We start from the raw sequence: 25,003 nt of genomic DNA on the forward strand, positions 1-25,003 counted from the left end.
AAAATTCAGCACGCGTTAAAGATCTTCCAACACACTCAACGCATCAGACAGCTTTTTCACACCAAACACCTGCATATTTGGTAAGCTTTTTTTCGGTACATTAGCATGCGGCACGATAGCGCGTTTAAAGCCGTGCTTGGCTGCTTCAGAAATACGCTCCTGACCGCTGGGTACCGGGCGAATCTCACCGGCCAGCCCCACTTCGCCGAACACCACTAAATCTTCTGGCAGTGGCCTGTCACGTAAACTGGAGACCAGAGAAAGCAACAACGCCAAGTCAGCGCTGGTTTCCGTCACTTTAACGCCACCCACCACGTTAACAAACACGTCCTGATCGGCCATTTGTAAACCGCCATGACGGTGCAGCACCGCCAGCAGCAGCGCCAAACGATTCTGTTCCAGCCCTACCGCCACCCGGCGTGGGTTAGACAACATGGAGTGATCGACCAAAGCCTGAATTTCCACCAGCAACGGACGAGAACCTTCCCATACCACCATAACTGAACTACCGGAGGTAATTTCATCCCCTCGACTGAGGAAAATGGCGGAAGGATTACTGATCTCTTTTAGCCCTTGCTCCGTCATGGCAAAGACCCCCAGCTCATTCACGGCACCAAAGCGGTTTTTATGACTGCGCAATGTGCGAAAACGGGAGTCGGCATCCCCATCCAACAATACCGAGCAGTCGATACAGTGTTCCAATACCTTGGGGCCAGCCAAAGAACCATCTTTCGTTACGTGACCGACCATAATAATCGCTACGCCTTTGGTTTTGGCAAAACGGGTCAGATAGGCCGCCGTTTCCCGCACCTGTGCCACGCTACCGGGAGATGACTGAATATCGGCCATATGCATCACCTGAATAGAGTCAATCACCATCAGACGCGGCTGTTCTTGCTCAGCGATCAGGCAAATTTGCTCAATGCTGGTTTCAGACAGCATCTGTAAATGCTCGGTGGGTAAACCCAGACGGTGAGCGCGCATGGCAACTTGCTGTAAAGACTCCTCGCCGGTAACGTACAGCGTCTTCATTTGCCCGGCTAATTTACACATGGTTTGCAGCAATAAGGTACTTTTACCCGCACCCGGATTACCGCCAATCAGAATGGCGCTGCCCGGTACCACCCCGCCGCCCAAAACACGGTCAAACTCTTTAAAACCGGTAGAGAAGCGCGGTAGCTCATCCAGACTAATATCCGATAGCTTTTGTACTCGGCTGATGCCAGCATCTCCGGCATAGCCGGAGAAACGATCGACTCGGGAAGAGGAGGCCGCCGCCAGACGAATTTCAGTAATGCTATTCCACGCGTTGCAAGCGCTACACTGCCCCTGCCAACGCGGATAATCCGCACCACATTCATTACATACAAAAGCACGCTTTGCCGGCTTAGCCATGGTAACCTCAACCTATATCAACATCGTTAAAACGGTAACTATTAACAGCGAAACAGCAACAGGCTCGGCAAGGCTTCTGGCTTACACATCAGCCGAAAACCTGCCTCGTTGCTATTTACCTTCATGATTCAGACTTGCGGAAAGAATGCACAAGACACCCAGCAAATTAGCAAAACGGATCGCCACTTTCGATTTTGAATACACCTTCGGCTTAGCATGATAAGCGATTCCCAGATGAGCTACTTTAATCATTTTTAAATCGTTAGCACCGTCACCGATAGCCACCGTTTGCTCCATAGGAATCGACAGTTCTTCCGCCAACTGTTGTAACTTCACCGCTTTAAATTTGGCATCAACAATTTGGCCGGTCACTCTGCCGGTCAACTTACCCTGTTTAATCCCTAACTGGTTAGCAGAAATCGACACCAGATTCAGTTTTTCTTTCAGATAGTCAGCAAAATAGGTAAACCCACCGGACACGATGGCGACATGCCAGCCAGCCTGATGTAGTTTTTCTACCAGCGTAACTAACCCTGGCATCAGCGGTAAGTTTTCTCTGACTTGTTCAAGAATCGCCGCATCGGCATCTTTTAGCGTCGCGACCCGCTGACGCAAGCTAGCGGCAAAATCCAACTCACCACGCATGGCCCGCTCGGTCACTTCAGCAACCTGCTCGCCTACGCCGGCCAACTTGGCTATTTCATCAATACACTCAATTTCAATGGCGGTAGAATCCATATCCATTACCAGCAATCCCGGCGAACGCAAAGAAGGAAGGTTGCCCATCTGGGCGACGTCCAACTGATACTCTTCGGCAATTTTCTTGGCTTTGGTGGCAAGCACCCCGGCCAGGCGGATCACTTGATACTTATCCACCGTCCAGGCTGACACCACCACTAAAGGCTCATTCAATCGGCGCTGAAACGAAGACAAACGTTGCTTATCCAGCCCCTTGCCATAAAGTAACCAGCCCGTATGTCCAGCCCAATAGTCTAATGGCATGACCTCATCACCACTCAATGACAGTGGCAATCCTGGCCAGCCGTCTATTTCTGCGGGCAAATCGCTATAGGTCAGGCTAATCGGCATACTACAACTCCTTAAATACGAGGCTTATCGGCCAAAAAAGAGATTCAATGGCAAAACAGCGTTTCAAGCTATCCTAATGGATAGAGTTCTGGCAACATAAAACATCTTCAGCACATAAGGTAGTTGCATGACCAAACGGCTTAAATTCAAATTTAATCTGCACCGGATTGTTATCATCCTGTTTTGTCTGGCTTTATTAGTCGCTCTGATGCAGGGTGTCTCTTATTTCAGCTTAAACAATCAGGCAGTACAAGCAAAACAATCGCAGGATTTGGCTCGCACCTTGGCCAAGCAGGTGACGTTTACTTTATCTCCGTTGCTGGAAAGCGCGATTAATGGTACTGATGACCAACAAATTGAAGCCATTCTACAACATCTGACGCAACATAGCCGGATACTTGATGCCTCGGTTTATCGCGTAGATGGCTCACTGGTCGCTCAGGTTGGTGATAAAACCAGCGTTAGAGATCGGCTGGCGATCGACGGTCAACGACCGGGAAGCGATTTCAATCAGCAAGTCGTGGAAATGATAGCGGGGAAAGATGGGCCGCTTGGGTTTATTCGCCTCACGCTCGACACACATGTACTGGCTACTGAAACTGAGCAAGTGGATAATACCACCAATATGTTGCGGCTGATGTTACTGCTGGCAATGGTGATCGGCATTATTCTGGCCCGAACGCTGCTGACTCGGCAAAACACTGACGGGAAAAAGTCTCCTTATCCATTAACCGCAAGTGATAGCAAACATGCGACGGCAGACTCTGTTGAATCAACAAAAGCAGTACAGAAAAAGAAACGCCCGCACAAAAAGAAGCCTTATCGATAACTACAGCGAGAACAGCGCCACACTGTTGGCATAAAGCTGTCGGGCAATCTGTTCCGCTGGTTCAGATCTCAAGCGGCAGAGCTGTTCAAAAATCAGCGTCAATCGTTCCGGTCGATTAGGTTGCCCTTGAAATCCTGCCAACGGCATATCCGGCGCGTCAGTTTCTAACACCAACGCCTCCAAAGGTAGCGCCGCCATAACCTGTCGCGTTTTCTGTGCTCGCTCATAGGTAATCACTCCACCCACACCAATCGCATAACCCAAGCGCACAAAAGCCATCGCCTGCGCCAAGCTACCGGAAAAGCCATGAACCACCCCGGTACGCACTTGTTTGGTCTGGCGCAAAATTTTGGCTAACTTATCATGGGTTTGGCGGGAATGAAGAATCACCGGTAATTCAAATCGGTTAGCCAGTTTAAGCTGCTCCAACAGCAGCCAAACCTGCCGGTCGGATTGCGGTGTGTCCATATATTCATCCAGACCCACTTCCCCTACCGCCACCAGCTTGCCGTTATTTTGGCTTAACAACTGTTGTAGCCTATCCAGCCCTTCATCCTGATGAGAAGCAATATAAAGTGGATGCAGTCCGAGCGCGCCATAAATCATCGGGAAGCGCTGCGTCAGTTGCACAATCCCCTCAAACCTGTCACACGTGACCGCCGGCACAATAATACGATCAACCGCAGATTGCGCCGCCAGACTCAGGCTCTCTTCCTCATGCTCAACAAAAGGAGGGAAATCAAAATGGCAATGGGTATCGATAAACACCGGCTTCACACCACCTCCGCTATGCAAGGATAATCAAGGTTACGGCTGCTCAATCATATCAGGCTGAAAAACCTTAGACTGAACGTTAACCTTATTTCGCTGTTGCCGTTCATTATGATGCAGTAGAGAACGACCAATAGTTGCCATAAAGTAACGCCCACAGCGTTTACCTAAATGATAATCCTTATTTAGCGCCGCAACACGACTACCCAGCGCGTTACTGGTCAGGGGATTGGGTGGGAAAATTTCCAAAATCTGCACGCCATCCGGAGGATTCTCAATAAACTGCTGAGTACGCGTATAGGTCGCTTCATGTTGTTGCAGAATACGCAGCATCTGCGGGGTCGAGCTTTCCGAAAACCAGCGCTCCATCCGTTTCACCCATGCCGGGGTATAGTAAAACTGAGACGGAACGGTTCGGATCACCACAATGGTATCAGCCCCGCGCCGGTAGGCTTCCTCAACGGGAATCGCATCGCTGATGCCGCCATCCATATAGGTTACGCCATCGATATCAACGCCGGTGCGGTAAAACCCAGGAATCGCGCTGGATGCCTTAAGCGCCTGTAGCCAGTTCTCTTTTCGGGCAGGAAAATAGGTCGGCGTAAAATCATCGCTACGGCAAGCGCACATATAAAACTCTCGCTCACCTGCCATTTTCTGAATAGCATAGTCCATATCCAGCGGCATCTGGTCGGAAGCGGTATCAACCAACCAATCAATATCAATCAGATGGCCGCCTTTGGCAAAGCGCAAGGGATTAAAGAACTGAGGCGAAGTGCTATAACGCACAATAATGCGGCGCGCATAGCCCAGTTGACCACAAACATAAGCGGATAAGTTCTGGGCACCGGCAGAGGTGCCAAGCATGATATCAAATGGGTCAAATCCTACCCGCTGAAATTCATCTAAAACCCCCGCGGTAAAAATCCCTCGCTGACCACCGCCCTCGCACACCAGCGCAATTTTGCCCGGTGGCTCTGGCCGGTTGGTTAACGGTTCCAGACATCCCAACGTGACAGGTATTCTATTACCCAATTTTTTATCCTTAATGATGAACTCTGGATTCAGAGGATACTCTTTCCTGCTCTTTTCCGTAATCTTCTTGTAAGATTCCCGACAGCCAATCGCTGTTCCCAGCAAAGAACTCATCTTCGATACCAGCCAGTTCTGCCCACCACAATCTGACAGAACCCTTCCACTGTTTTAACCTGCCTAGAATAATATCACTATTCATAGTCACAGCCTCCGAGTCAGACCCGTTTATCTTACCGGTTATTGTTTGATGACCAGATCGTTTTTCACACTTTTCACCCCCTTAACCTGCTGGGCAATGCTTTCCGCTTGTGCTATCTGGGTCACTTTATCTACGGTTCCCGTTAACAGAACCACGCCTTGACTGGTGTCCACTTTAATTTTTCGCGCAGGGACTATTTTATCGGCTAAAAATTTAGTCTTAATTTCACTGGTAATCACCGAATCATTTACATAGTTTTCAACCGAGTGACGTTTGTCGGTTTGTACCTGAAGTTTATTACTCACCGATTTTACTCCCGCAACCTGCTTGGCAATCTCGCCTGCCTGAGTTGATTGCGCATCGCTACTGACAAAACCACTGAGGGTCACGGCACCCGCCGTTGTTTTCACAGAAATATCGGTACTCTGAATACTTTTCTGATCCAATAAGGCACTTTTTACTTTAGCGGTGATGGTGCTGTCATCCATGAAACCATCGATCTTTTTCATCGAGTGATCGATTGACTCACCGACTTTATCAACGGATTTATCAATAGATGTACCGACTTTTTCTGCAACATTCTCAGCTTTAGTGGCGATGGTCTCTTGAGCAAATGCGCTGCTACCCATCACCGCGGTGGAAAAAATGGCGGCAATACAACAACGTGTGAAGGATATATTTTTCATTCATAACCACCTTGAATCATTGTTAAGGATTAAGCAGAATTATTGCCTGCAAACCGCGATCGCTCCGCAACTTAGCGGGTGAAATACCGATAGAATCAGCGATTAAACTTCAATCATGCAATTGCCAGACCAATATTTTCATTAATATGAAAACCAATAAGTTACGCCCAAACCCTATGCAGTATTGACCTAAAACGTCGCCTTAAGACGACAAAACCTCATATATCAGTAACAATCTAATAACGTCGCGCAATAACTTATTGAGTTAGTTGAATACTTAATGTCATCTATTGGCAACACGGCAGAAAAAACATCGGGAAAAATAACAAAAAAAACGATTCACGCTTGGCTTAACTATAAAACAGCCAAAGTAAACTGCCGTCTAGCGCACAAAAACTTTGTAAGCATGTTTATATTTAGCAAAGGAAACTCAAGCGTATAAAAAAGATATGTGACCGGAGGGTCAGGTTTTCAAACGAGACTGGGGCAAAACGTGGAAAAAGAGAAACCACGTTTTGCCTGACGGTAGATCAATAGGAATAGCTAAATTAATCGTGTGTTGCGATTAGCCAAGCGCTACCGCTTATAGCACCATTGCCAGTAATCTGGGAAAGTTCGCTGCTGACCGTAAAGGTTTTCGATGTCTGAATCTCCGCATGAATACTTCTGGCTGAGGCTCCGGTTTGCGGATCGGTAATGGTTAGCTTAGACACCGCGCCGACTTTTCCTGATGTGTCTTTCAATGGCAGAGCCCCATTCCCATCGGCCTCATAGCTCAGCGTGAATGTCGCCTTGACTGGCGTCAAGCAGTCATAAGTAATAGGGGCAGACATGCGATGATAGGCCAGACCTCGAGACACCACTCCATGATTAATCGTCAGGGCTATGGGACTGACAGTACAGGTGGTGGATAACTCTATGTTTCCCCCCTTCAACACTATCGGAATAGCATAAGTCTTCCCTGTCTCCCCGATGTCTCCACCAAAACTGCGAATATAGCCGCCCAATGGCATAGAGGGAAAAGTAATTAAATTATCAATCGGCCGATGTTTGACATAAAAGAACAGGGTAATCGGAAAGGCATTCGCCAAATGCTGGGCCGGTGGATTTGCCGCTACCCCCCGATTAGAACAAACATCTGACTCTTTATGTGACCATGTGTGAATGGCACCGTTAGCCGCCGATGCAGCCATGGATAAGTTGTCGTTAATCCGAAAACGCCCATCAGAACCTCGCGGTAAATCAATCTGCACAAAATGCCCTACTGCACCAGGCGGCAGATTTTGGGGGCCACAATTGACCATACCGCTTACCGTACTAGCACTGACAGTGAATGTCGTTATCAGGCCGCTATCCTTATCAGTCTTACCGCTAATGGTTACCTCAGACTTCGCTGGGTATTTAGAATCTACCGTAACATTATAAGCAGCCACCGCTGGCCTGATAGCCAGCAAGCCGATCAATAACCCCAGCCCCCATGCAGCGCAGTATTTTATGTTGTTTGTTCTATTCATCTGTTTATGCCCCATATCCCTATTATCCAAAAGTCTTTCAGCACATTTATTGACATATCACTGTCATACGCTTTCCGCCAATGCTGGGACCTCTGTGACTCAACATTGGTATTCTCCCCTGATAATTTCCGGTTCATCCCCCCTTCGCTAGAGTGGTAACAATCAGACATCGCTGGTCAGCCTCAGCCCGATGTCACGCCAAAAATCAAACAGAAAGGGATTAATATCATTGTCCCCCGAGTCAGCATTGACTGCTGACTCAGCAAGAAGTAATACAAACAGTTCAGGTTAAATCTGCGCCTCCATATATAAAGATACCTCCTAAGATCTTTACGTTAAAAAACGACAAAACCACTTCAAATAAATCAAAAAACAACCCTTTAACCAATAAAAATGACAAATTAAACCGGTATTAAACCAGAAAAAAAATAATAAAATACAAATCTACACAGTATTTAAATATCATTCAATCGAAAGAAATCAGATAACAACCCGCTATTTTATCTACATTTATCATTATACATAAATAGCCAGAATAAAAAATCAATAAAAAACAACTACACGATCAAATGAACCAATAAAAATAATTTAAATGATAATTAAACCAAAAAATAGAATATTAGATATAAATGAATGAATAAAACAACAAAATATACCAATGGACTCAAAAATATTAATTAATGAAATCACTCAAAAAAATAAAAATGCATTAAATATCAATTAGATAAATAAATTTCAACAAGATTTATAACATAAAACAATTCGATATAAAAATAAATATCAAAAAATACCAACCATATGAAAAAATAAGTATTCAGTGTAATAACGAAGTAATAAGAATATACCTATCTCTACAAATAATTTCATTAAACCAACACATTCTCATACAAGACTCATTAAAAAAACCCCAAATAGCACCCAGCAGATATCGGCATTATGAAGAAAATCATCGAGAGATTAATGAAAAATAGCCCAGTGAAACATCACTGGGCTATCTTAATTTCAGGCAAAGTAAAAAATTAATATTATTGAACGTTACGATACGTAATATCCCGATAAAATTACTGAGTTAAATTGAGATTGATCTCGTTGGCATGACATAGTTTTGGTTATCATACCGCCCCTACCATCAGATCGTTATTAGCAATAGAACACAATATGCCAATTAACCTTTATCTAACTCAAGACTTAAAATAATTTTATTCACTCGGCGTATCGGCCAACCGGATTTTTTACTGATTTCATCGGTCGACAGTCCCTGACTTAAAAAACCAGCCATCATGGTTTTAACCTGATGCTCCCAACTAGTGTAAATATAATCATTCTGAAAGGTCTTGCTACAGGACGAACACCAAAAACGCTGCATACCTGATTTTGACTTACCGTGCTTCCGCACCGCGGTTCCTGAACCGCAATATTGACAAATAATATTTCTTCTTAAATTTAACATGTTAGCCATCACCCAATAAAAAATAAGTTTTAACCTGATAACATCCCATCGTCTTACTTCATTACGCAGGTCGCTAGCTAGCGCCCGCACAGCGCTCTCGTTTAATTAATCATGCGTCGCGATTAGCCAGGCGCTGCCGCTGACTAAACCGCTGCCGGTAATCTGGGAAAGTTCACTGCTGACCGTAAAGGTTTTTGCTGTCTGAATCTCCGCATGAATACTTCTGCCTGAAGCTCCGGTTTGCGGATCGGTAATGGTCAGCTTAGACACCGCACCGACTCCTCCTAAGGAGTCTTTCAACGGCAGCGCACCATTTCTATCAGCCTCATAGCTCAGCGTAAACGTCGCCTTAACAGGCGTCTTGCAGGCATAAGTAATCGGGGCTGCCATACGATGAGAGACCAGACCTCGAGGCACCGTTCCATGATTGATCGTCAGGGATTGGGGACTAACAGTACAAGCAGTATCTAGCGATATGGTTCCCCCAGTTAGCACAATGGGAATGGCATAAACCTTCTCACGCGAGCCAATTTGTGCCCCAAAAGCGCGAATATAGCCGCCCAATGGCATAGAAGGAAAAGTAATTAAATTATCAATCGGCCGATGTTTGACATAAAAATACAGAGTAATAGGATATGCATTCGCCAAAGCCTGAGCAGATTCATATTGATATAAACCCTTATTAGAACAAACCGCTGAATATATATCATCTGACCATGTATTCACTGCTGTACCATCCTTTGCCGACGCTGACATGGATAAGTTGTCGTTAATCCGAAAACGTCCGTTGCTCTCTCGCGGCAAATCAATCATAGTAAAGTGATATGCTGCGCCAGGCGGCAGGTTTCTGGGGCCACAATCTACCTGGCCACTTACCGTACCCGCCCTGACAATGAATGTCGTTATCAGCCCGGTATCCTCTTTCGTATCAGCGCTAATGATCACTTTGGAAATAGCTCGATTATATTTATATGGTATTACATTATAAGGAGGCTCATTAGCAGCCACCACCGACCTGATAGCCAGCAAGCCGATCAATAACCCGAGACCCCACACGGTGAAAAATTTTATTTTGCCTGTTTCGCTCATCTGTTTATTCTTCCCCATCTAATCAAGGATATATTTAGCGCATCTCACTACATATAACTGGCAAACAACGACGCACCGGCGCTAAACTCCCCGCCCTCCACCACTGTGATACCATCCGGAATAACCACTTGCCCGGTCAGCGTAAAAAAACCGGCCTGTATCGGTAGCCACTGGCCAATATTTAATGGGTTTTTGTTGTAGGTTAACGCGATGCCCACCTCAGTCATCGAAGTGCTCAACACATTTGACCCCATATTTCTCATCACCCCATAGGCCGTGGGCGTCAGATACATTTTTAAGCTCTTACCCGCCGGTGCTCCGGCAGTACAGTTAACCTTGATCCCGACCGACCGCTCGGCTTTCGCCGTACCGGCATGCTGTACCAGCACATCATCAAACCGCATTTCCAACTGCGACTGACCGTTTACACCGGTGACTTGACACACCGGTGCGACTATCACTGCGCTGACCGTCACTGGCACGTCCGCCTGTACAGCCGCACTCGCCAACATCAGGCTTAACAGACCTAAGCCATATCGCCATCCATTTCGCATCGTCTTCTCCTACTGATAGTCAACTTCGACCGTGACCGTCGCGCTATAGCGGTCTGCTTTCACCGCCCCCGGCGCCAGCGCATACGCACCAAACTGATAGCGGTTAACCCCTCCGGTGCCGATTTGAGTGAGGGTTCCGGCGCTCATCTCTCGCCCCAGAACAATGGCCTGACCGGCACCGTCTTCCAGGCCGATCACCAGACCGGTATTGCCGCTGGTAGCTAACATGGCTACCCCGTTAACCAGTTGGGTCTGCGTACTGCTAAAGGTCAGTTTTACCGTTTTCCCCAGCATGGTCGGCGTACACCCTTTCAAACCAAAGAAAAAGGGCGCGGTTTCCGTACGCTTATTACGATCGAAGAAATGTAACGTCTTAGTGGGTAAAATCACTTCCTGATGGCCGCCTTCCTGCTCAAGTTCACAGCTTTCCAACAGCAACGTCCCGTTAAACGTCACATCCAGATGATTAGCCGCCCTGCTCTCAAGAGATAACAACGCTAATAGCAGACAGACACTTCCCCCTATCCATCCTCTGTTCATCGTCTCTTCCACCTCGTTTAACGTGCCACGCACCGACTGCCGCTACAGCGAAACGCCAGCGTAGGACGGCCACCGTAATCATTGATATAGGTTAAGTAAGGCTTGCCATACGCCGCGCTTTTCACCCGAGCACTGCTGTTTGGCGACAGCATCACCGTCTCAAAATCCCCTTCCAGTGACTGTTTTTCACTGCCGCCCAAACCAATCACCGTGATGTAATACGGAGTGGGGTTCTCTATCCGATAGCCACCACCTTCAGCATGTAACACCAACTGATCCTGCCACACAGAATCGGGAGCACGCTTCAGCGCCTTCGGCCGATAAAACAGTTTGATTTTGGTTTGCAGGGCAATCTGTAACACATTCGGCTTGTCACTCACCGGTGGAATTTCCCGCAGGTTCAAATAAAACAGTGACTCTTTATCCTGTGGCAGTTGACTGGACGCCGCCGCAGTAATGCGGATCATACTTTTCGCCCCCGGCTCCAACCGCTGTACCGGCGGCGTGATCACCAGTGGACCGGTCATCAACTTATTCTGCTGCTCATCTTCCAGCCAGGCCTGCGCCAGATAGGGCTGTTGCTGATTATCATTGTTGATATTCAGGCTGACGGACTTGCCGCCGCCATCAAACACCACTCGGGTACGATCCAGCGTCACCGCTGCTTGACCGGATAAAGGTAACAACAGCAAGGTGATAAAAATCCCAATAATGCGGGCGGTAATTTGTTTGTTTTTCATATTGATTGACTCACTTATCATTCATTTAATTGGACACAGTCGTCTGGCAAGGTAATAACAGATTCGATTCACCTATCTCCGCCGGCAGGCTAACCTGACACTGGACTTTTCCAGCCCATTCCACCTTCAGCGTACTTTCTGGTGAAATACCGCTAAGCCAAGCCAGTCCTTGTTCTCCGACCAGACCCACTTCACGCCCTCGGCTGTCTCTGACGCTGGCACCAAACGGCGGGTAGCTGCTGTCCGCCAGTCTTAAGACCGCAAACACTTTGGCGCCCTGCAATACCGAAAACTTACGATAGCCAATCGCCCCTTCCGTCAGCGCAGCTTCTACTACCCCTTGAGTCGCTTCAACATCGTCCGGTAAGGTATCCAAATCAATTCTGGCGGTGGTGCGGTAATAACTGTTCACATCCCCCAGCACCCCGATCCCCCAAGCGTTACTCTTAACACCGCGACCGTCTAACGGTACGCCAGCGACCCCGTCGGTACTCAGCATCAGACGGGTGCTACCGTTATATCCCGCAGGATGCAGTGCCGCCCCTTGTCCGGTGACGGTAAAACCACCGCTGGCGCTCAGCCCCACGGAAGAACTGCCCCGCTCTTCAACAGCCACATTGCCGCTGACGCGGGACCAGTCACCGTTATGGGTGTACATGCCATTAAATTGACCATTGCTTCCCTCGTCCCCACCGCTATCAATACCGGCATTCAGGCTGTAACTGTCCTGCCCTACCGTGTCGTAATACCCCACCTGCTGGCTATAGCGTCCGCTGCGACGACTGCCGTTATAGCTCATCGTGCCACTGCCCAGCGGCACCGACACCATCACACTGAACATATTTTCCTGACGTCCCTGATATTGGCTACGGGTCACCGTGCCATTCACCGACAGGTTTCTTAAATCCAGCGACGGCAGGTTAAAATAGGTACCCACGCTGCCACCAAACTGTTCGGTATCACCCTGATCCCAGTAGGTCTGACGCTCATAGTTCAGCCCCAGTGAAAAATCATCAAAACGCTTATTAACGTTTACCTGATAGCGCTCTTTCTGCTGACCCCGGTCGCCGCCCCGATAACGTTTATCCAAATATTCCTGCATACTGAGGAAGTTTTTCTCCGAGAAGCGATAACCTGCAAACGTCACGTCCGCATCCATCTGGTCAAAAAACTTGGAGTAACTGAGCCGCCAGGATTTGCCTTTCTGATCCGCTTTATCCGGGAATCGCGCGGAGGTCTGAGTGACGTCCAGTGCCATGGTGCCCAGCAGGAACAGATCGCGCCCCACCCCCAACGCCGCTGCCTGATAGTCTTGCGAGACGGTGCCCCCCCCGTAGACTGACCAGGCATTACTGACCCCCCAACTGATTTCACCGGAGACGAACGTCTGCCCTTGCAGATCGTGCTCCCAGGTACTGGGCCGCCCGGTAATGAACTGATAACGTACCTGTCCCGGTCGGGTTAGGTAGGGCACCGATGCCGTGGATACGCTAAATGTGCGCTCTTCGCCATTTTGTTCGGTAATGGTGACGTCTAAGGTGCCACGAATGGCGCTGTCCAGACTCTGAATACGAAACGGACCCGCTGGCACAACACTGTCATACACTTTTCGCCCCTGTTGGGTGACCGTCACCCGGGCATTGGTATTGGCCACGCCGATAATTTCCGGCGCATAATCCCTTAAACGGGGTGCTAACATCTGATCATCGCTGGCCAGTTTCAGGCCGGTATAACGCCAGGAATCAAACAAAGAGGAGTTCACATAGTCTTCCCCCAACGTTAGCGTGGACTGCAAACTGGGCAAAGGGCGATACAAATAAGCCCGGGTCAGGTCAAAATTTCGTTGAGAATACTTCCGTTGCCCGGAGACCTGACTGTCGCTACCCTGATAGTCGGCCCGTAAACGCCAGGCACCGGCATTCAGCCCGGCGGTGCCGTTAAAGCTGATATCCCGCTGGCGCTGGCCGTCCTTATAACGGCTAAACGAAGTATTCACGTTATAATCCAGCAGTGCGCCAGCAATACCGTGATCCCAACGGGAAGGCGGTAGCCAGGTATCATCGCTGTACTCCAGCCAGGCCTGAGGTAAATTGATTTCCAGCGCGCCGGTACCCAGATTAGGCATCAGCGTCACCCCCGGCAGGGCACTAAAATCGATACATTGATTATCATGCCAGGTGGTCAGTTTCTTCAGGGCCTCTTCGGTTAAGCCCAGCTTTTCTGCCATCTCCGGTGCCAGACAGGCCTGCGGAAGTTCACCCTTTTCCGCTGCGGGATCCGTAGCAGACGGCAAAGGATAGAACGGTATCGTCATTTCATTACCCAGACTTTCTCCGTTCAATTTAACCTGTAATTGGTACTCACCGGGCATCACATAGCCGGTCTGAGAAAAATTCGAAAAATCAATATTCGCTTTATCTTCGGCATCGAGCATATCGATATTAAATTGGACGGCCTGTGCACTCCCAGTCATTAACATCAACAATATCGATAACGTAATACGATTTTTTATAAACCGAGGCTGAGTTGTCATCTTTTATTCAAAGTCCTTTTCACCAGCAGTACATCACGTTTTTTACATCTCGCGATAAATCCGATTACCTACGTGTTCCTTTTATTCTGTGAAGACTCAAAATCACTGAAGAGTCATAGCAAAAACCTACCCCGGCACCGCTAACAGGACGGGACAATCTTTTGCTATAGTTCTGCTGCAAGAAGCGTTTACACGTGGTGCTGATAAAATGGCAGGACAGTGTGATGCCCTGCCATACAGACGAGTTCTTCTGACCGAGAATATTTTCCTCGGTTAAAGGCGTCGCTTATTTATAGGCAATCACGAAGGTGGTGCTGGCTTTAAAGGTACCCGGAGTAACCGCTGATTGTTCTCCTTCATTGGCTTTCAGAACGTTCGCCGTGTAGGTCAGGGTGTTCTCATCATCAATCAGGCCATTCAGGTCTAACGCCGTACCAAAGGTAATCCCCTTCAGGGTGATACCTACACCATTCGCAGTACCGACGGTTGTCAGCATGTTTTTACCGGCCATCTGGTCAGTACTGGTGAAAGTAATAGCTGCTTTCTTACCATCCATGACACAGTTTTTTAACTTGATATCAAAGTTTTTGGTTGCCACTCGGCCACCGTTTAGTCCTGCCAGAGACAGCTGACCAAAGTCTACTTTAATGTCCGTACCGTCCTGACCCGCCGCCAGATCGCATGGTGAATCCACCACTTCACCGGTGAACGTTACAGTGCCCTTGTTACCGGCAGCCTGAGCGCCGAATGCAATACCGCTCGCCAGTAAAGTTGCCATGGCAATTTGAGACAGTTTCATAGTTTTTTCCTTTTCCTCTAGCTAACAACGGCACAGGTTCAATCTGCGCCTCCATATATAAAGATCCTTTTCAGAACCTTTACGTTAAAAAATAACTTAATCAGGCCAAACGCCTTATTCAAACCACCCTTTTTAAATCAGGGTGAGGAATGAATTTGGTCTCAATCTCGTCATAAAAACCAAGACGAAATTAAACCTCCATAAATCAAGACAGTATTTGAACATCATTTTTGGAAAGAAAATGAATAGTATCCTGCCGTTTTCTCCATGTTCGGCATTATACATAAAACATAAGAATAAAAAACCATCAATAGCCATTTTAACGATCGAATGATCTATTTGAGCTAAATTTAAGAGGCCATAAAACTATTAAAAACCAAAAATCAATGAGATAGCAGAGTTTTAGATCGAAATAAATTGAAAACACCAACTTAATATACTAAATATTTTAAATAAAATTAATTAATTTATTTATTTAAAAGATTAAAACCACATTAAAACAAATAAAAAAACATAATTAATTTATTTTTTAAAAAAAATAAATAATTATTAAAATAAATTTAACCTAAAGCAGAAAAACAAAATAATCATTAAATATCAATAAAATAAAAATGTAATAAATATGTAAAATAAAATGAAAAAGATAAATCTTGTTAAACTAAAACTGTTAACAACATTAACTCAGTAAAAAAACAACCCTTATGTAATAAAAAACAACAAATCAAAAAGGAAAATAAAAAAACAAAAACGAAAATAAAAACCATTAAAAACCACCCTTTTTCATAAAAACATAAGTAAAAAAACACATATAATCACGATTATAAAAATCAAAAAAAACCCAAAAAAAATTTCAAAAAGAGATAAAAAACAACTTTTATATAACCAATATAAAGTGGTATCAAAAAAATAACATATACTGTTTATCCCCCAAAAAAACCCGCCTAAACCCACGCATTTTCATATAAAAACCAATAAAAACAGGCTAAAAGAGCCCGGTAAAATCAGTGTAAATAACGATGGATATAACATCCGTCTATGGCATAGCCTCTTTCTATCGATTCAGCAAATCGCCTCAAGAATGAGTAGCTCATATAACGGTTTTGGTAACGGATTAAGGTATTCACGATGTCGGTTAACTCACCTTACCGATACGAAAATTAACTCAACCAATTGAATAAAAAGAGAAAGTTAAATTGAAAGGGTAACCATAGTGGCGCAACATAGATGATCACCACCATCCAATACCGCCCCAATGGGTGCTTGCCGTATAGGCTGGAGGCTGAGATAACAGCTATTCAGGGGTAAATCGGTAATGCTGTTTAACTCGTCATCACCAGTGCTTTTAACTTTTATTATTCCATTATCGGCATCTCACTATTCTGTACTCAGCTGAGTAATATGCCGTGGAATACGGCAATATCAGGTAACGTTGATGGCTGGAGACGAATTTATAACGGCTAAGCGGTCTCACAACGCGTGATCAAACCCGTTGTGAAACATCAGCCACAATAGAATATGATAAAAGGCAGGGGCTGAAGAAGGTTCAAATGAATGGATACTTCTGTCTTTATCGCCAGAAATGCCCGCTTGGCGATGTATTCTGGGGATATTCGGTCGTGGTAAAAGAAACTATGGATGAAGCAGATGAATATGAAAGAGATATCTATTTTACTCGCCAGCGCATCGCCAAAATTGGCTTACCCAGGCCACTGGATTAATAATCATGTGTAACCCACATATCCAAACATCGGTTACCTGCGCCGACAATACATACGCTTGTGCTTAATCACGTCTTTCTTTTCCCATCATGGCATTCAATCCAACGAGCGATAGGAACGTTAACGGGAGCACAAACGACTTAACGTTATATTTAACCAATTCAATGTACGGGTATTAAAAGAAGAACCTAACCTGATAAGGGACTTTCAAACGAGACTGGGGCAAAACGTGGAAAAAGAGAAACCACGTTTTGCCTGACGGTAGATCAATAGGAATAGCTAAATTAATCGTGTGTTGCGATTAGCCAAGCGCTACCGCTTATAGCACCATTGCCAGTAATCTGGGAAAGTTCGCTGCTGACCGTAAAGGTTTTGAATCTCTGAATTTCCGCATGAATACTTCTGCCTGAAGCTAGAGTATCCGGATCGGTAATGGTTAGCTTAGACACCGCGCCAACTGTTCCTGATGTGTCTTTCAATGGCAGAGCACCATTTCGGTCAGCCTCATAACTCAGCGTAAACCTCGCCTTGACTGGCGTATCGCAGGCATACGTAATAGGGGTAGACATACGATGAGCGGACAGACCTCGGGGCACCGTACCATGATCGATAGTTAGAGAGTTAGGAAAGGCACGACAGCTAGTCGGTAACGATATGGTCCCCCCCGCCAGTAATATAGGAATAGCATAGGCCTTCCCAGTGACTCCGATTTTTGCACCAAAAGCGCGAATATAGCCACCCAATGGCATAGCAGGAAAGGTAATCAAGTTATCAATCGGGCGATGTTTAACATAAAAACTCAGGGTAATCGGATAAGCATTCATCATATCACTGGCAGGTGGTTTATCCGTTCCCCCCCTATTAGAACAAACCACTGACGACTCGTATGACCAAGCATTCACTGGACTATTCTTACTCGTCGTCGTGGCAGACATGGATAAATTTTCATTAATCCGAAAACGATTGAGGTTATAATCCATTGGCAAATCAATATGCGTATAGTGATTTACTGTGTTAGGGGGCAGATTTTGGGCACCGCACTTTACATCACCACTTACCGTATTACTATTAATAACAAACGTCGTTATCAGTCCGGTATCCACCTTCGCGTTACCACTGATGGTCACCACAGACTTCGCCGTACCCGCGAGAACATTATAGGCAGCCGCTGCTGGCCTGCTTCCCATCAAGCCGATCAATAGCCCGAGCCCCCACACGATACAGTATTTTATGCTGTTTGTTCCATTCATCTGTTTATTCTCCATCTCCCTGTTATCAAGGATCCTTTCTGCATATATCACTGCCATACACTTTCCATTTCTGCCAAATCACCGTGCTCCAGACATTGGCATTCGTTATCCTGATAAATCAGGATAAATCTACGCATCGATATAAAGACGCACCCTAAAACCTTTGCATTAAAAATGGCAATGTCAGTTTAAATACCTTATTCAAACAACCCTTCATCAATAAATAAAAGAAATGAAATCAGTATTATCCCTGTAATAAAAAACCAATCAAGCACAAACCAAAGAGTATTTGAATATCATTTATTTCGAAAAGAAGCAGAGAGTATCCTGCCGTTTATTTACAATTAGCATTATACATAAAATGATAGGACAAAAAACCATTTTTATTTAGCTTGTCGATCTAATAGTCTGGAAAATGACGAAAAAATGACAGCAAAAGCCAAAAAAACCAACATGAAATAAAAAAACAGAATATTAGATCGAAATAAATAAGAAAAACCAACTTAATGTATCAATTCATTCAAAAATATTAATTAATCAAACTATTTAAATATATAATTCCATTATAAATCACAAAAAATAAAAAACATAAAAATCAATGAGATGAAATTAAATCACTAATCTAGATAATATATAGAACCGTGAAAAAAACCTCAGAATATACAAAAATATAGTTTTAATTAGCCCATAACAAAGCAGTATTATGAAAATAATGTAAACATTTTCATAACCACAAAACCTTTATTAAACTTATATAAATTTTAGTAAAAATCCAAATGACGATAAATAAACATCGGTATCAAAAAGAAAGCCACCGAAGGGAATTAATGAGAAGGATTAATGAAAAGAATTAATTAAGATAGCCCAGCCATACATCACTGAGCTATCTTAATTATAGGAGAAATAAAAAAATTAATATTGCTGAGCATTACGATAGGTAATATCCCGATAAAATTACTGAGTTAAATTCAGATTGACCCTAATTGGCATAATATATGCTTTAGTTATCATATCTGACCCTACTATCAGATCATTATTAGCAATAGGAAAAAATATGCCGATTAACCTTTATCTAACTCAAGACTTAAAATAATTTTATTTACCCGCCGTATCGGCCAACCGGATTTTTTACTGATTTCATCGGTCGACAGTCCCTGACTTAAAAAATCCACCATCATGGTTTTAACCTGATGCTCCCAACTAGTATAAATATAATCATTCTGAAAGGTCTTGCTACAGGATGAACACCAAAACCGCTGCATGCCTGATTTTGACTTACCATGCTTTCTAACTGATTCGCCTGAAGCGCAATACTGACAAATAATATTTCTTCTTAACTTTAACATTTTAACCATCATCCAATAAAAAATAAGTTTTAACCTGATAACATCTCATCGCCTTACGTCATCACGCCTGTCACTAGTTGGCGCCCGTACGGCGCTATCGTTTAATTAAATTAATCATGTGTCGCGATTAGCCAGGCATTGCCGCTGACTAAACCGCTGCCGGTAATCTGGGAAAGTTCACTGCTGACCGTAAAGGTTTTTGATGTCTGAATCTCCGCATGAATACTTCGGGCTGAAGCTCCGGTTTGCGGATCGGTAATGGTCAGCTTAGACACCGCACCAACCCTTCCTGAGGAGTCTTTCAACGGCAGTGCACCATTCCCGTCAGCCTCATAGCTCAGCGTAAACGTCGCCTTAACTGGCGTATCGCAGGTATAAGTAATAGGGGCAGACATACGATGAGAGGTCAGACCTCGAGGCACCCCTCCATGATCGATCGTCAGGGATTGGGGACTGACAGTACAGGCAGTATCTAGCGATATGGTTCCCCCCGTTAGCACAATGGGAATGGCATATACCTTACCAGTCTCGCCTATTTGTGCACCAAAAGCGCGAATATAACCGCCCAATGGCATGGAAGGAAAGGTAACCAAATTATCAATCGGGCGATGTTTAACATAAAAGAACAGCTTAATAGGATAAGCATTCGTCAATTTCTCAGCGGGTTCATTTGCCTTTGAATTCTGATTAGAACAAACCGTTGAAGATATTGTATCTGTCCATGTATTCACTGCACCAAATTTCGACGACGCGGACATGGATAAATTTTCATTGATACGAAAACGCCCATTACTTTCTCGCGGCAAATCAATCATTGTATAGTGATATGCTGCGCCAGGCGGCTGATTGCGGGGGCCACAATTTACCAAACCACTTACCGTACTCGCAAGGATAGTAAAAGTCGCTATAAGATCCTTATCCGCCGTCGCCTGACCGCTAATGCGCACATTGGAAATAGCGGGAGATCCCTCAATCCCATAATATGGTCTAACATTATAAGGAGGCACATAATCAGCCACCGCCGACCTGATAGCCAGCAAGCCGATCAATAACCCCAGCCCCCACACGGTGCAGTATTTAATTTTGTCTGTTCTGCTCATCTGCTTATTCTCCACATCCCTTTATCAAGGATCCTTTTAGCGCATATCGCTACATATAGGTGGCAAACAACGACACGCTGGCGCTAAATTCCCCGCCCTCTAACTGAATCCCATCCTGAATAACCAACTGACCAGTAAGCACAAACAGCCCGGTCTGTATCGGCAGCCATTGGCCAACATTTAACGGTGTTTGATTGTCAGTTAACGCAATACCCACACCGATCATCGAGGTGCCTAACACATTCTGTCCCATACTGCGTATCACTCCATGGGCGGTAGGCGTCAGATACATTTTTAAGCTCTTACCCACCGGAGCCCCTGCAGTACAGAAAACCCTGATAACCGCTGATGCTTTGGCGGTATTTGCTTTCTCCACCAGCACATCACCAAACGACGCCTCCAACTCCGATTGACCGTTCATACCAGTGACCTGACACGCCGGCTCCACTATCACCGCTCTAACCGTAACGGGCACATCCGCCTGTACCGTGCCACTCGTTAGTATCAGGCTTAACAGCCCTAACACATATCGCCATCCATTTCGCATCGTCTTCTCCTACTGGTAATCCATCTCAACCGTGACCGTTGCACTATAGGAACCCGCCTTCACCGCCCCCGGTGCCAGCGCATAAACACCAAACCGGTATCGGTTAAGGCCGGTAGGACCGACCTGACTGATGGTTCCCGCCCTCACCGCTTGACCCAGCGTTATTGCTTGATCGAAACGATCTTCCAGCCCCATCACCAGACCAGTCTTGCCGCTGGTAGCTAACATCCTCACCCCATCCACCAGTTTGGTCTTCGTACTGGTAAAGGTCAGCTTCACCATCTTTCCTATCATGGTCGGCGTACACCCTTTCACACCAAAGTAAAAGTGCGTGCTTTCTGTACGCTTGTTGTTCTCAAAAAAATGTAACCTACTATTGGGTAAAGGGACTTCCTGAATGCTGCCCTCATGCTCAAGCTTGCAGCTTTCCATAATCAGCACCCCTTTAAACGTCACATCCAGATGCTTGGCCGCCCTGCTCTCAAGAGAGAGCAGCGCTAATAGCAGACAGACACTTCCCCCTATCCATCCTCTGTTCATAAGCCCCTCACTCTGTTTAGCGCGCCACGCACCGACTGCCGCTGCAACGAAACGTCAGCGTAGGACGACCACCGTAATCATTGATATAAGTTAAATAGGGCTTGCCATACGCTGCGCTTTTCACCCGAGCACTGCTGTTTGGCGCCAGCATCACCGTCTCAAAATCCCCTTCCAGTGACTGTTTTTCACTGCCAGCCAGCCCGATCACCGTGATGTAATACGGTGTTGGATTTTCTATCCGATAACCGCCACCTTCAGCATGCAATACCAGTTGATCCTGCCACACCGAGTCGGGATCACGCTTCAGCGCCTTCGGCCGGTAAAACAGCTTGATTTTGGTTTGCAGGGCTATCTGCAGCACATTCGGCTTGTCGCTGACCGGCGGAATTTCCCGCAGGTTAAGATAGAATAGTGACTCTTTATCCTGTGGCAGTTGACCAGACGCGGCGGTAATGCGGATCATACTTTTCGCCCCCGGCTCCAACCGTTGTACCGGCGGCGTGATCACTAATGGACCGCTGAGCAATTTATTCTGCTGCTCATCTTCCAGCCAGGCCTGCGCCAGATAGGGTTGTTGCTGATTCTCATTGCTGATATTCAGGCTGACGGACTTACTCCCCCCATCAAATACCACCCGAGTACGATCCAGCGTTACCGCCGCGTGTCCAATCAGCGGCGCTGACAACAACATTATTGACAGCCATAACCCACCGGCCTTAATAGATTTATTCATTATTTTCACTCACTTATCATTAAATTAATTGGCCGTCTGGCAAGGTAATAACAGATTCGATTCCCCTATCTCCGCCGGCAAGCTAACCTGACACTGGACTTTTCCAGCCCACTCCACCTTCAGCATACTTTCTGGTGAAATACCGCTAAGCCATGCCAGTCCCTGCTCTCCCACCAGACCGACTTCACGTCCCCGGTGATCTCTGACGCTGGCACCAAACGGCGGGTAGCTGCTGTCCGCCAACCTCAGTACCGCAAACACCTTGGCCCCTTGCAATACTGAAAACTTACGATAGCCAATCGCCCCTTCCGTCAGCGAGGTTTCCACCACTCCCTGCATCGCTTCAATATCATCCGGTAAAGTATTCAGATCGATTCTGGCGGTGGTGCGGTAATAACTGTTCACATCCCCCAACACCCCGATCCCCCAGGCGTTGCTCTTAACGCCCCGACCATCTAACGGCACGCCCGCAACCCCGTCGGTACTCAACATCAGTCGGGTGCCACCGTTATATCCCGCTGGATGCAGCGCCGCCCCTTGTCCGGTCACGGTCAAGCCACCGCTGGCACTCAGTCCCACGGATGAACTGCCCTGCCCGGCCACCGCCACATTAGCGCTGACTCGGGACAAGTCACCGTTATGGGTGTACATGCCGTTAAATTGACCATTACTCGACCCTTCCCCACCGCTGTCAATACCGGCATTCAGGCTGTAGCTGTCTTGACCCACTGTGTTGTAATACCCCACCTGCTGGCTATAGCGCCCGCTATAACGACTGCCGTTATAGCTCACCGTTCCACTGCCCAGCGGCACTGACACCATCAGACTGAACATAGTGTCCTGACGCCCCTGATACTGGCTGCGGGTCACCGTGCCATTCACCGACAGGTTTCTTAAATCTAGCGACGGCAGGCTAAAATAGGTACCGATGCTGCCACCAAACTGTTCGGTCTCGCCCTGATCCCAGTAAGTCTGTTTTTCATAGTTCAACCCTACTGAGAAGTCATCAAAACGCTTATTCACGTTGACCTGATAGCGCTCTTTCTGCTGACCCCGATCGCCGCCCTGATAACGTTTATCCAAATATTCCTGCATACTGAGGAAATCTTTCTCCGAGAAGCGATAACCGGCAAACGTGACATCGGTATCCAACTTGTCAAAAAACTTAGAGTAACTAAGCCGCCAGGATTTGCCTTTCTGATCTGACTTATCGGGGAACCGAGCAGAGGTCTGGGTGACATCCAGTGCCATGGTACCCAACAGGAATAAATCGCGTCCTATCCCCAGCGCCGCCGCCTGATAGTCTTGTGATACGGTGCCACCACCGTATACCGACCAGGCATTGCTGACCCCCCAACTGATTTCACCGGCGACGAACGTCTGCCCTTGCAGATCATGCTCCCAGGTACTGGGCCTACCGCCGATCAGCTGATAGCGCACCTGTCCCGGTCGGGTCAAGTAAGGCACCGATGCGGTAGACACGCTAAACGTACGCTCTTCACCGTTCTGTTCAGTAATCTTGACGTCTAAGGTGCCGCGAATGGCGCTGTCCAGACTCTGAATACGGAACGGGCCTGCTGGTACGATACTGTCATACACTTTTCGTCCCTGCTGGGTCACTACCACCCGAGCATTGCTATTGGCCACGCCAATAATTTCCGGCGCATAATCCCTTAAACGCGGAGCTAACATTCGCTCATCGCTGGCCAGTTTCATCCCGGTATAACGCCAGGAATCAAACAAGGAGGAGTTCACATAGTCTTCCCCCAACGTCAGCGTGGACTGCAGACTGGGCAAAGGGCGATACAGATAGGCTCGAGTCAGGTCAAAGTTTCGTTGAGAAGTATTCTGTCGTCCGGAAGCCTGACTATCATTCCCCTGATAGTCGGCCCGTAACCGCCAGGCTCCGGCATTCAAACCAGCGGTGCCGTTAAAGCTGATATCCCGCTGTCGCTGACCGTCCTCGCTGCGCCTGATCGAGGTATTCAGGTTATAATCCAGCAATGCACCAGCAATACCGTTCTCCCAGCGGGAAGGCGGCAGCCAGGTCGCATCGCTGTACTCCAGCCAGGCCTGAGGTAAATTGATTTCCAGCGCGCCAGTACCCAGATTAGGCACCAGCATCACCCCCGGCAGGGCGCTAAAATCTATACATTGCTTATCATGCCAGGTGGTCAGTTTCTTGAGAGCATCTTCGGTCAGCCCCAGCTTTTCCGCCATCTCTGGCGCCAGACAAGCCTGCGGAAGCTCATTCGTTTCCGCAGCTGAATCAGAGGTGGATGGGAAAGGATAGAACGGTATCGTCATTTCATTACCCAGACTTTCTCCGTTCAATTTGATCTGCAATTGGTACTCACCGGGCATTACGTAGCCGGTCTGGGAAAAATTTGAAAAATCAATATTCGCTTTATCTTCGGCATTGAGCATATCGAGATTAAATTTGACAGCCTGTGCACTCCCTGTCATTAGCATCAATAATATCGATAACGTAATACGATTTTTTATAAACCGGGGCTGAGTTGTCATCTTTTATTCAAAGTCCTTTT

At 46.6% G+C, this 25,003-nt stretch carries 22 protein-coding genes and 1 pseudogene; 2 read left to right on the forward strand and 21 right to left on the reverse strand.

Annotated elements, in window-relative coordinates; translation table 11 throughout:
- Nucleotides 1–15: 15 nt before the first annotated feature.
- Nucleotides 16–1,395, reverse strand: a complete 1,380-nt coding sequence (gene radA / locus BMZ28_RS01245) for a DNA repair protein RadA (RefSeq protein ID WP_047780055.1) — start codon at nucleotides 1,393–1,395, stop codon at nucleotides 16–18.
- A gap of 111 nt (nucleotides 1,396–1,506) precedes the next feature.
- Nucleotides 1,507–2,484 carry a phosphoserine phosphatase gene (gene serB / locus BMZ28_RS01250; protein WP_047780054.1) on the reverse strand — a complete coding sequence of 326 codons (978 nt, stop codon included), beginning with the start codon at nucleotides 2,482–2,484 and terminating at the stop codon, nucleotides 1,507–1,509.
- A gap of 127 nt (nucleotides 2,485–2,611) precedes the next feature.
- Here serB and BMZ28_RS01255 point away from each other — a divergent pair, with 127 nt between their 5' ends.
- The gene (locus BMZ28_RS01255; RefSeq protein ID WP_074820184.1) at nucleotides 2,612–3,313 is read left to right on the forward strand and encodes a YtjB family periplasmic protein; all 702 of its coding nucleotides are present in this window, start codon (nucleotides 2,612–2,614) and stop codon (nucleotides 3,311–3,313) included.
- On the opposite strand, the gene BMZ28_RS01260 is transcribed toward BMZ28_RS01255, so the two are convergent.
- The 12 genes and pseudogenes from BMZ28_RS01260 to BMZ28_RS01315 all read right to left on the reverse strand — a co-directional run bounded on the left by BMZ28_RS01260 (nucleotide 3,314) and on the right by BMZ28_RS01315 (nucleotide 15,223).
- On the reverse strand, nucleotides 3,314–4,090 hold the full coding sequence (locus tag BMZ28_RS01260) for a TatD family hydrolase (RefSeq protein WP_074820186.1): 777 nt from the start codon (nucleotides 4,088–4,090) through the stop codon (nucleotides 3,314–3,316).
- A gap of 111 nt (nucleotides 4,091–4,201) precedes the next feature.
- A pseudogene (locus BMZ28_RS01265) lies at nucleotides 4,202–5,119 on the reverse strand (patatin-like phospholipase family protein); the annotation flags it as partial.
- Between the two features lie 10 nt (nucleotides 5,120–5,129).
- Nucleotides 5,130–5,318 carry a CsbD family protein gene (locus BMZ28_RS01270; protein WP_047780051.1) on the reverse strand — a complete coding sequence of 63 codons (189 nt, stop codon included), beginning with the start codon at nucleotides 5,316–5,318 and terminating at the stop codon, nucleotides 5,130–5,132.
- Between the two features lie 38 nt (nucleotides 5,319–5,356).
- Nucleotides 5,357–6,004 (reverse strand): molecular chaperone OsmY, encoded by a 648-nt coding sequence (gene osmY, locus BMZ28_RS01275; protein ID WP_074820187.1) that lies wholly within the window; start codon nucleotides 6,002–6,004, stop codon nucleotides 5,357–5,359.
- 548 nt (nucleotides 6,005–6,552) lie between these two features.
- Complete coding sequence (locus BMZ28_RS01280) at nucleotides 6,553–7,518, reverse strand: MrpH family fimbial adhesin (RefSeq protein WP_136655859.1); 966 nt, start codon at nucleotides 7,516–7,518, stop codon at nucleotides 6,553–6,555.
- Nucleotides 7,519–8,683: 1,165 nt separating this feature from the next.
- Nucleotides 8,684–8,968, reverse strand: coding sequence for an IS1/IS1595 family N-terminal zinc-binding domain-containing protein (locus BMZ28_RS01285; protein ID WP_136655858.1), 285 nt, complete (start codon nucleotides 8,966–8,968; stop codon nucleotides 8,684–8,686).
- A 105-nt stretch (nucleotides 8,969–9,073) separates the two neighbouring features.
- Nucleotides 9,074–10,057, reverse strand: a complete 984-nt coding sequence (locus tag BMZ28_RS01290; RefSeq protein ID WP_074820193.1) for an MrpH family fimbial adhesin — start codon at nucleotides 10,055–10,057, stop codon at nucleotides 9,074–9,076.
- Nucleotides 10,058–10,104: 47 nt separating this feature from the next.
- Nucleotides 10,105–10,611, reverse strand: coding sequence for a fimbrial protein (locus BMZ28_RS01295; RefSeq protein ID WP_074820194.1), 507 nt, complete (start codon nucleotides 10,609–10,611; stop codon nucleotides 10,105–10,107).
- A gap of 9 nt (nucleotides 10,612–10,620) precedes the next feature.
- Nucleotides 10,621–11,151, reverse strand: coding sequence for a fimbrial protein (locus BMZ28_RS01300; protein ID WP_074820196.1), 531 nt, complete (start codon nucleotides 11,149–11,151; stop codon nucleotides 10,621–10,623).
- Nucleotides 11,152–11,168: 17 nt separating this feature from the next.
- Nucleotides 11,169–11,891 carry a fimbrial biogenesis chaperone gene (locus tag BMZ28_RS01305; protein WP_074820198.1) on the reverse strand — a complete coding sequence of 241 codons (723 nt, stop codon included), beginning with the start codon at nucleotides 11,889–11,891 and terminating at the stop codon, nucleotides 11,169–11,171.
- A gap of 25 nt (nucleotides 11,892–11,916) precedes the next feature.
- Nucleotides 11,917–14,424 (reverse strand): fimbria/pilus outer membrane usher protein, encoded by a 2,508-nt coding sequence (locus BMZ28_RS01310; protein WP_074820200.1) that lies wholly within the window; start codon nucleotides 14,422–14,424, stop codon nucleotides 11,917–11,919.
- A 286-nt stretch (nucleotides 14,425–14,710) separates the two neighbouring features.
- Nucleotides 14,711–15,223, reverse strand: a complete 513-nt coding sequence (locus BMZ28_RS01315) for a fimbrial protein (protein WP_074820202.1) — start codon at nucleotides 15,221–15,223, stop codon at nucleotides 14,711–14,713.
- Between the two features lie 1,547 nt (nucleotides 15,224–16,770).
- Here BMZ28_RS01315 and BMZ28_RS17415 point away from each other — a divergent pair.
- Entirely contained in the window at nucleotides 16,771–16,941 is a 171-nt protein-coding gene (locus tag BMZ28_RS17415; RefSeq protein ID WP_169052202.1) for a hypothetical protein, read from the forward strand.
- 284 nt (nucleotides 16,942–17,225) lie between these two features.
- On the opposite strand, the gene BMZ28_RS01320 is transcribed toward BMZ28_RS17415, so the two are convergent.
- From BMZ28_RS01320 to BMZ28_RS01350, 7 genes are all read right to left on the reverse strand, one after another.
- Nucleotides 17,226–18,191 (reverse strand): MrpH family fimbial adhesin, encoded by a 966-nt coding sequence (locus BMZ28_RS01320; protein ID WP_126467035.1) that lies wholly within the window; start codon nucleotides 18,189–18,191, stop codon nucleotides 17,226–17,228.
- 1,061 nt (nucleotides 18,192–19,252) lie between these two features.
- Nucleotides 19,253–19,537: an IS1/IS1595 family N-terminal zinc-binding domain-containing protein gene (locus tag BMZ28_RS01325; protein WP_158487416.1), complete on the reverse strand. Its 285-nt coding sequence runs from the start codon at nucleotides 19,535–19,537 to the stop codon at nucleotides 19,253–19,255.
- Nucleotides 19,538–19,647: 110 nt separating this feature from the next.
- Nucleotides 19,648–20,637, reverse strand: a complete 990-nt coding sequence (locus BMZ28_RS01330; RefSeq protein ID WP_047780042.1) for an MrpH family fimbial adhesin — start codon at nucleotides 20,635–20,637, stop codon at nucleotides 19,648–19,650.
- Between the two features lie 49 nt (nucleotides 20,638–20,686).
- Nucleotides 20,687–21,184: a fimbrial protein gene (locus tag BMZ28_RS01335; protein ID WP_074820206.1), complete on the reverse strand. Its 498-nt coding sequence runs from the start codon at nucleotides 21,182–21,184 to the stop codon at nucleotides 20,687–20,689.
- A 9-nt stretch (nucleotides 21,185–21,193) separates the two neighbouring features.
- A complete protein-coding gene (locus BMZ28_RS01340; RefSeq protein ID WP_047780041.1) occupies nucleotides 21,194–21,724 on the reverse strand; it encodes a fimbrial protein in 531 nt (176 codons plus the stop codon).
- A 16-nt stretch (nucleotides 21,725–21,740) separates the two neighbouring features.
- Nucleotides 21,741–22,457: a fimbrial biogenesis chaperone gene (locus tag BMZ28_RS01345; RefSeq protein WP_047780040.1), complete on the reverse strand. Its 717-nt coding sequence runs from the start codon at nucleotides 22,455–22,457 to the stop codon at nucleotides 21,741–21,743.
- Between the two features lie 24 nt (nucleotides 22,458–22,481).
- The gene (locus BMZ28_RS01350) at nucleotides 22,482–24,923 is read right to left on the reverse strand and encodes a fimbria/pilus outer membrane usher protein (RefSeq protein WP_282569590.1); all 2,442 of its coding nucleotides are present in this window, start codon (nucleotides 24,921–24,923) and stop codon (nucleotides 22,482–22,484) included.
- Nucleotides 24,924–25,003: the final 80 nt, after the last annotated feature.

It is taken from the genome of Pragia fontium DSM 5563 = ATCC 49100 (genome assembly GCF_900112475.1).
GTDB classification, from domain to species: domain Bacteria; phylum Pseudomonadota; class Gammaproteobacteria; order Enterobacterales; family Enterobacteriaceae; genus Pragia; species Pragia fontium.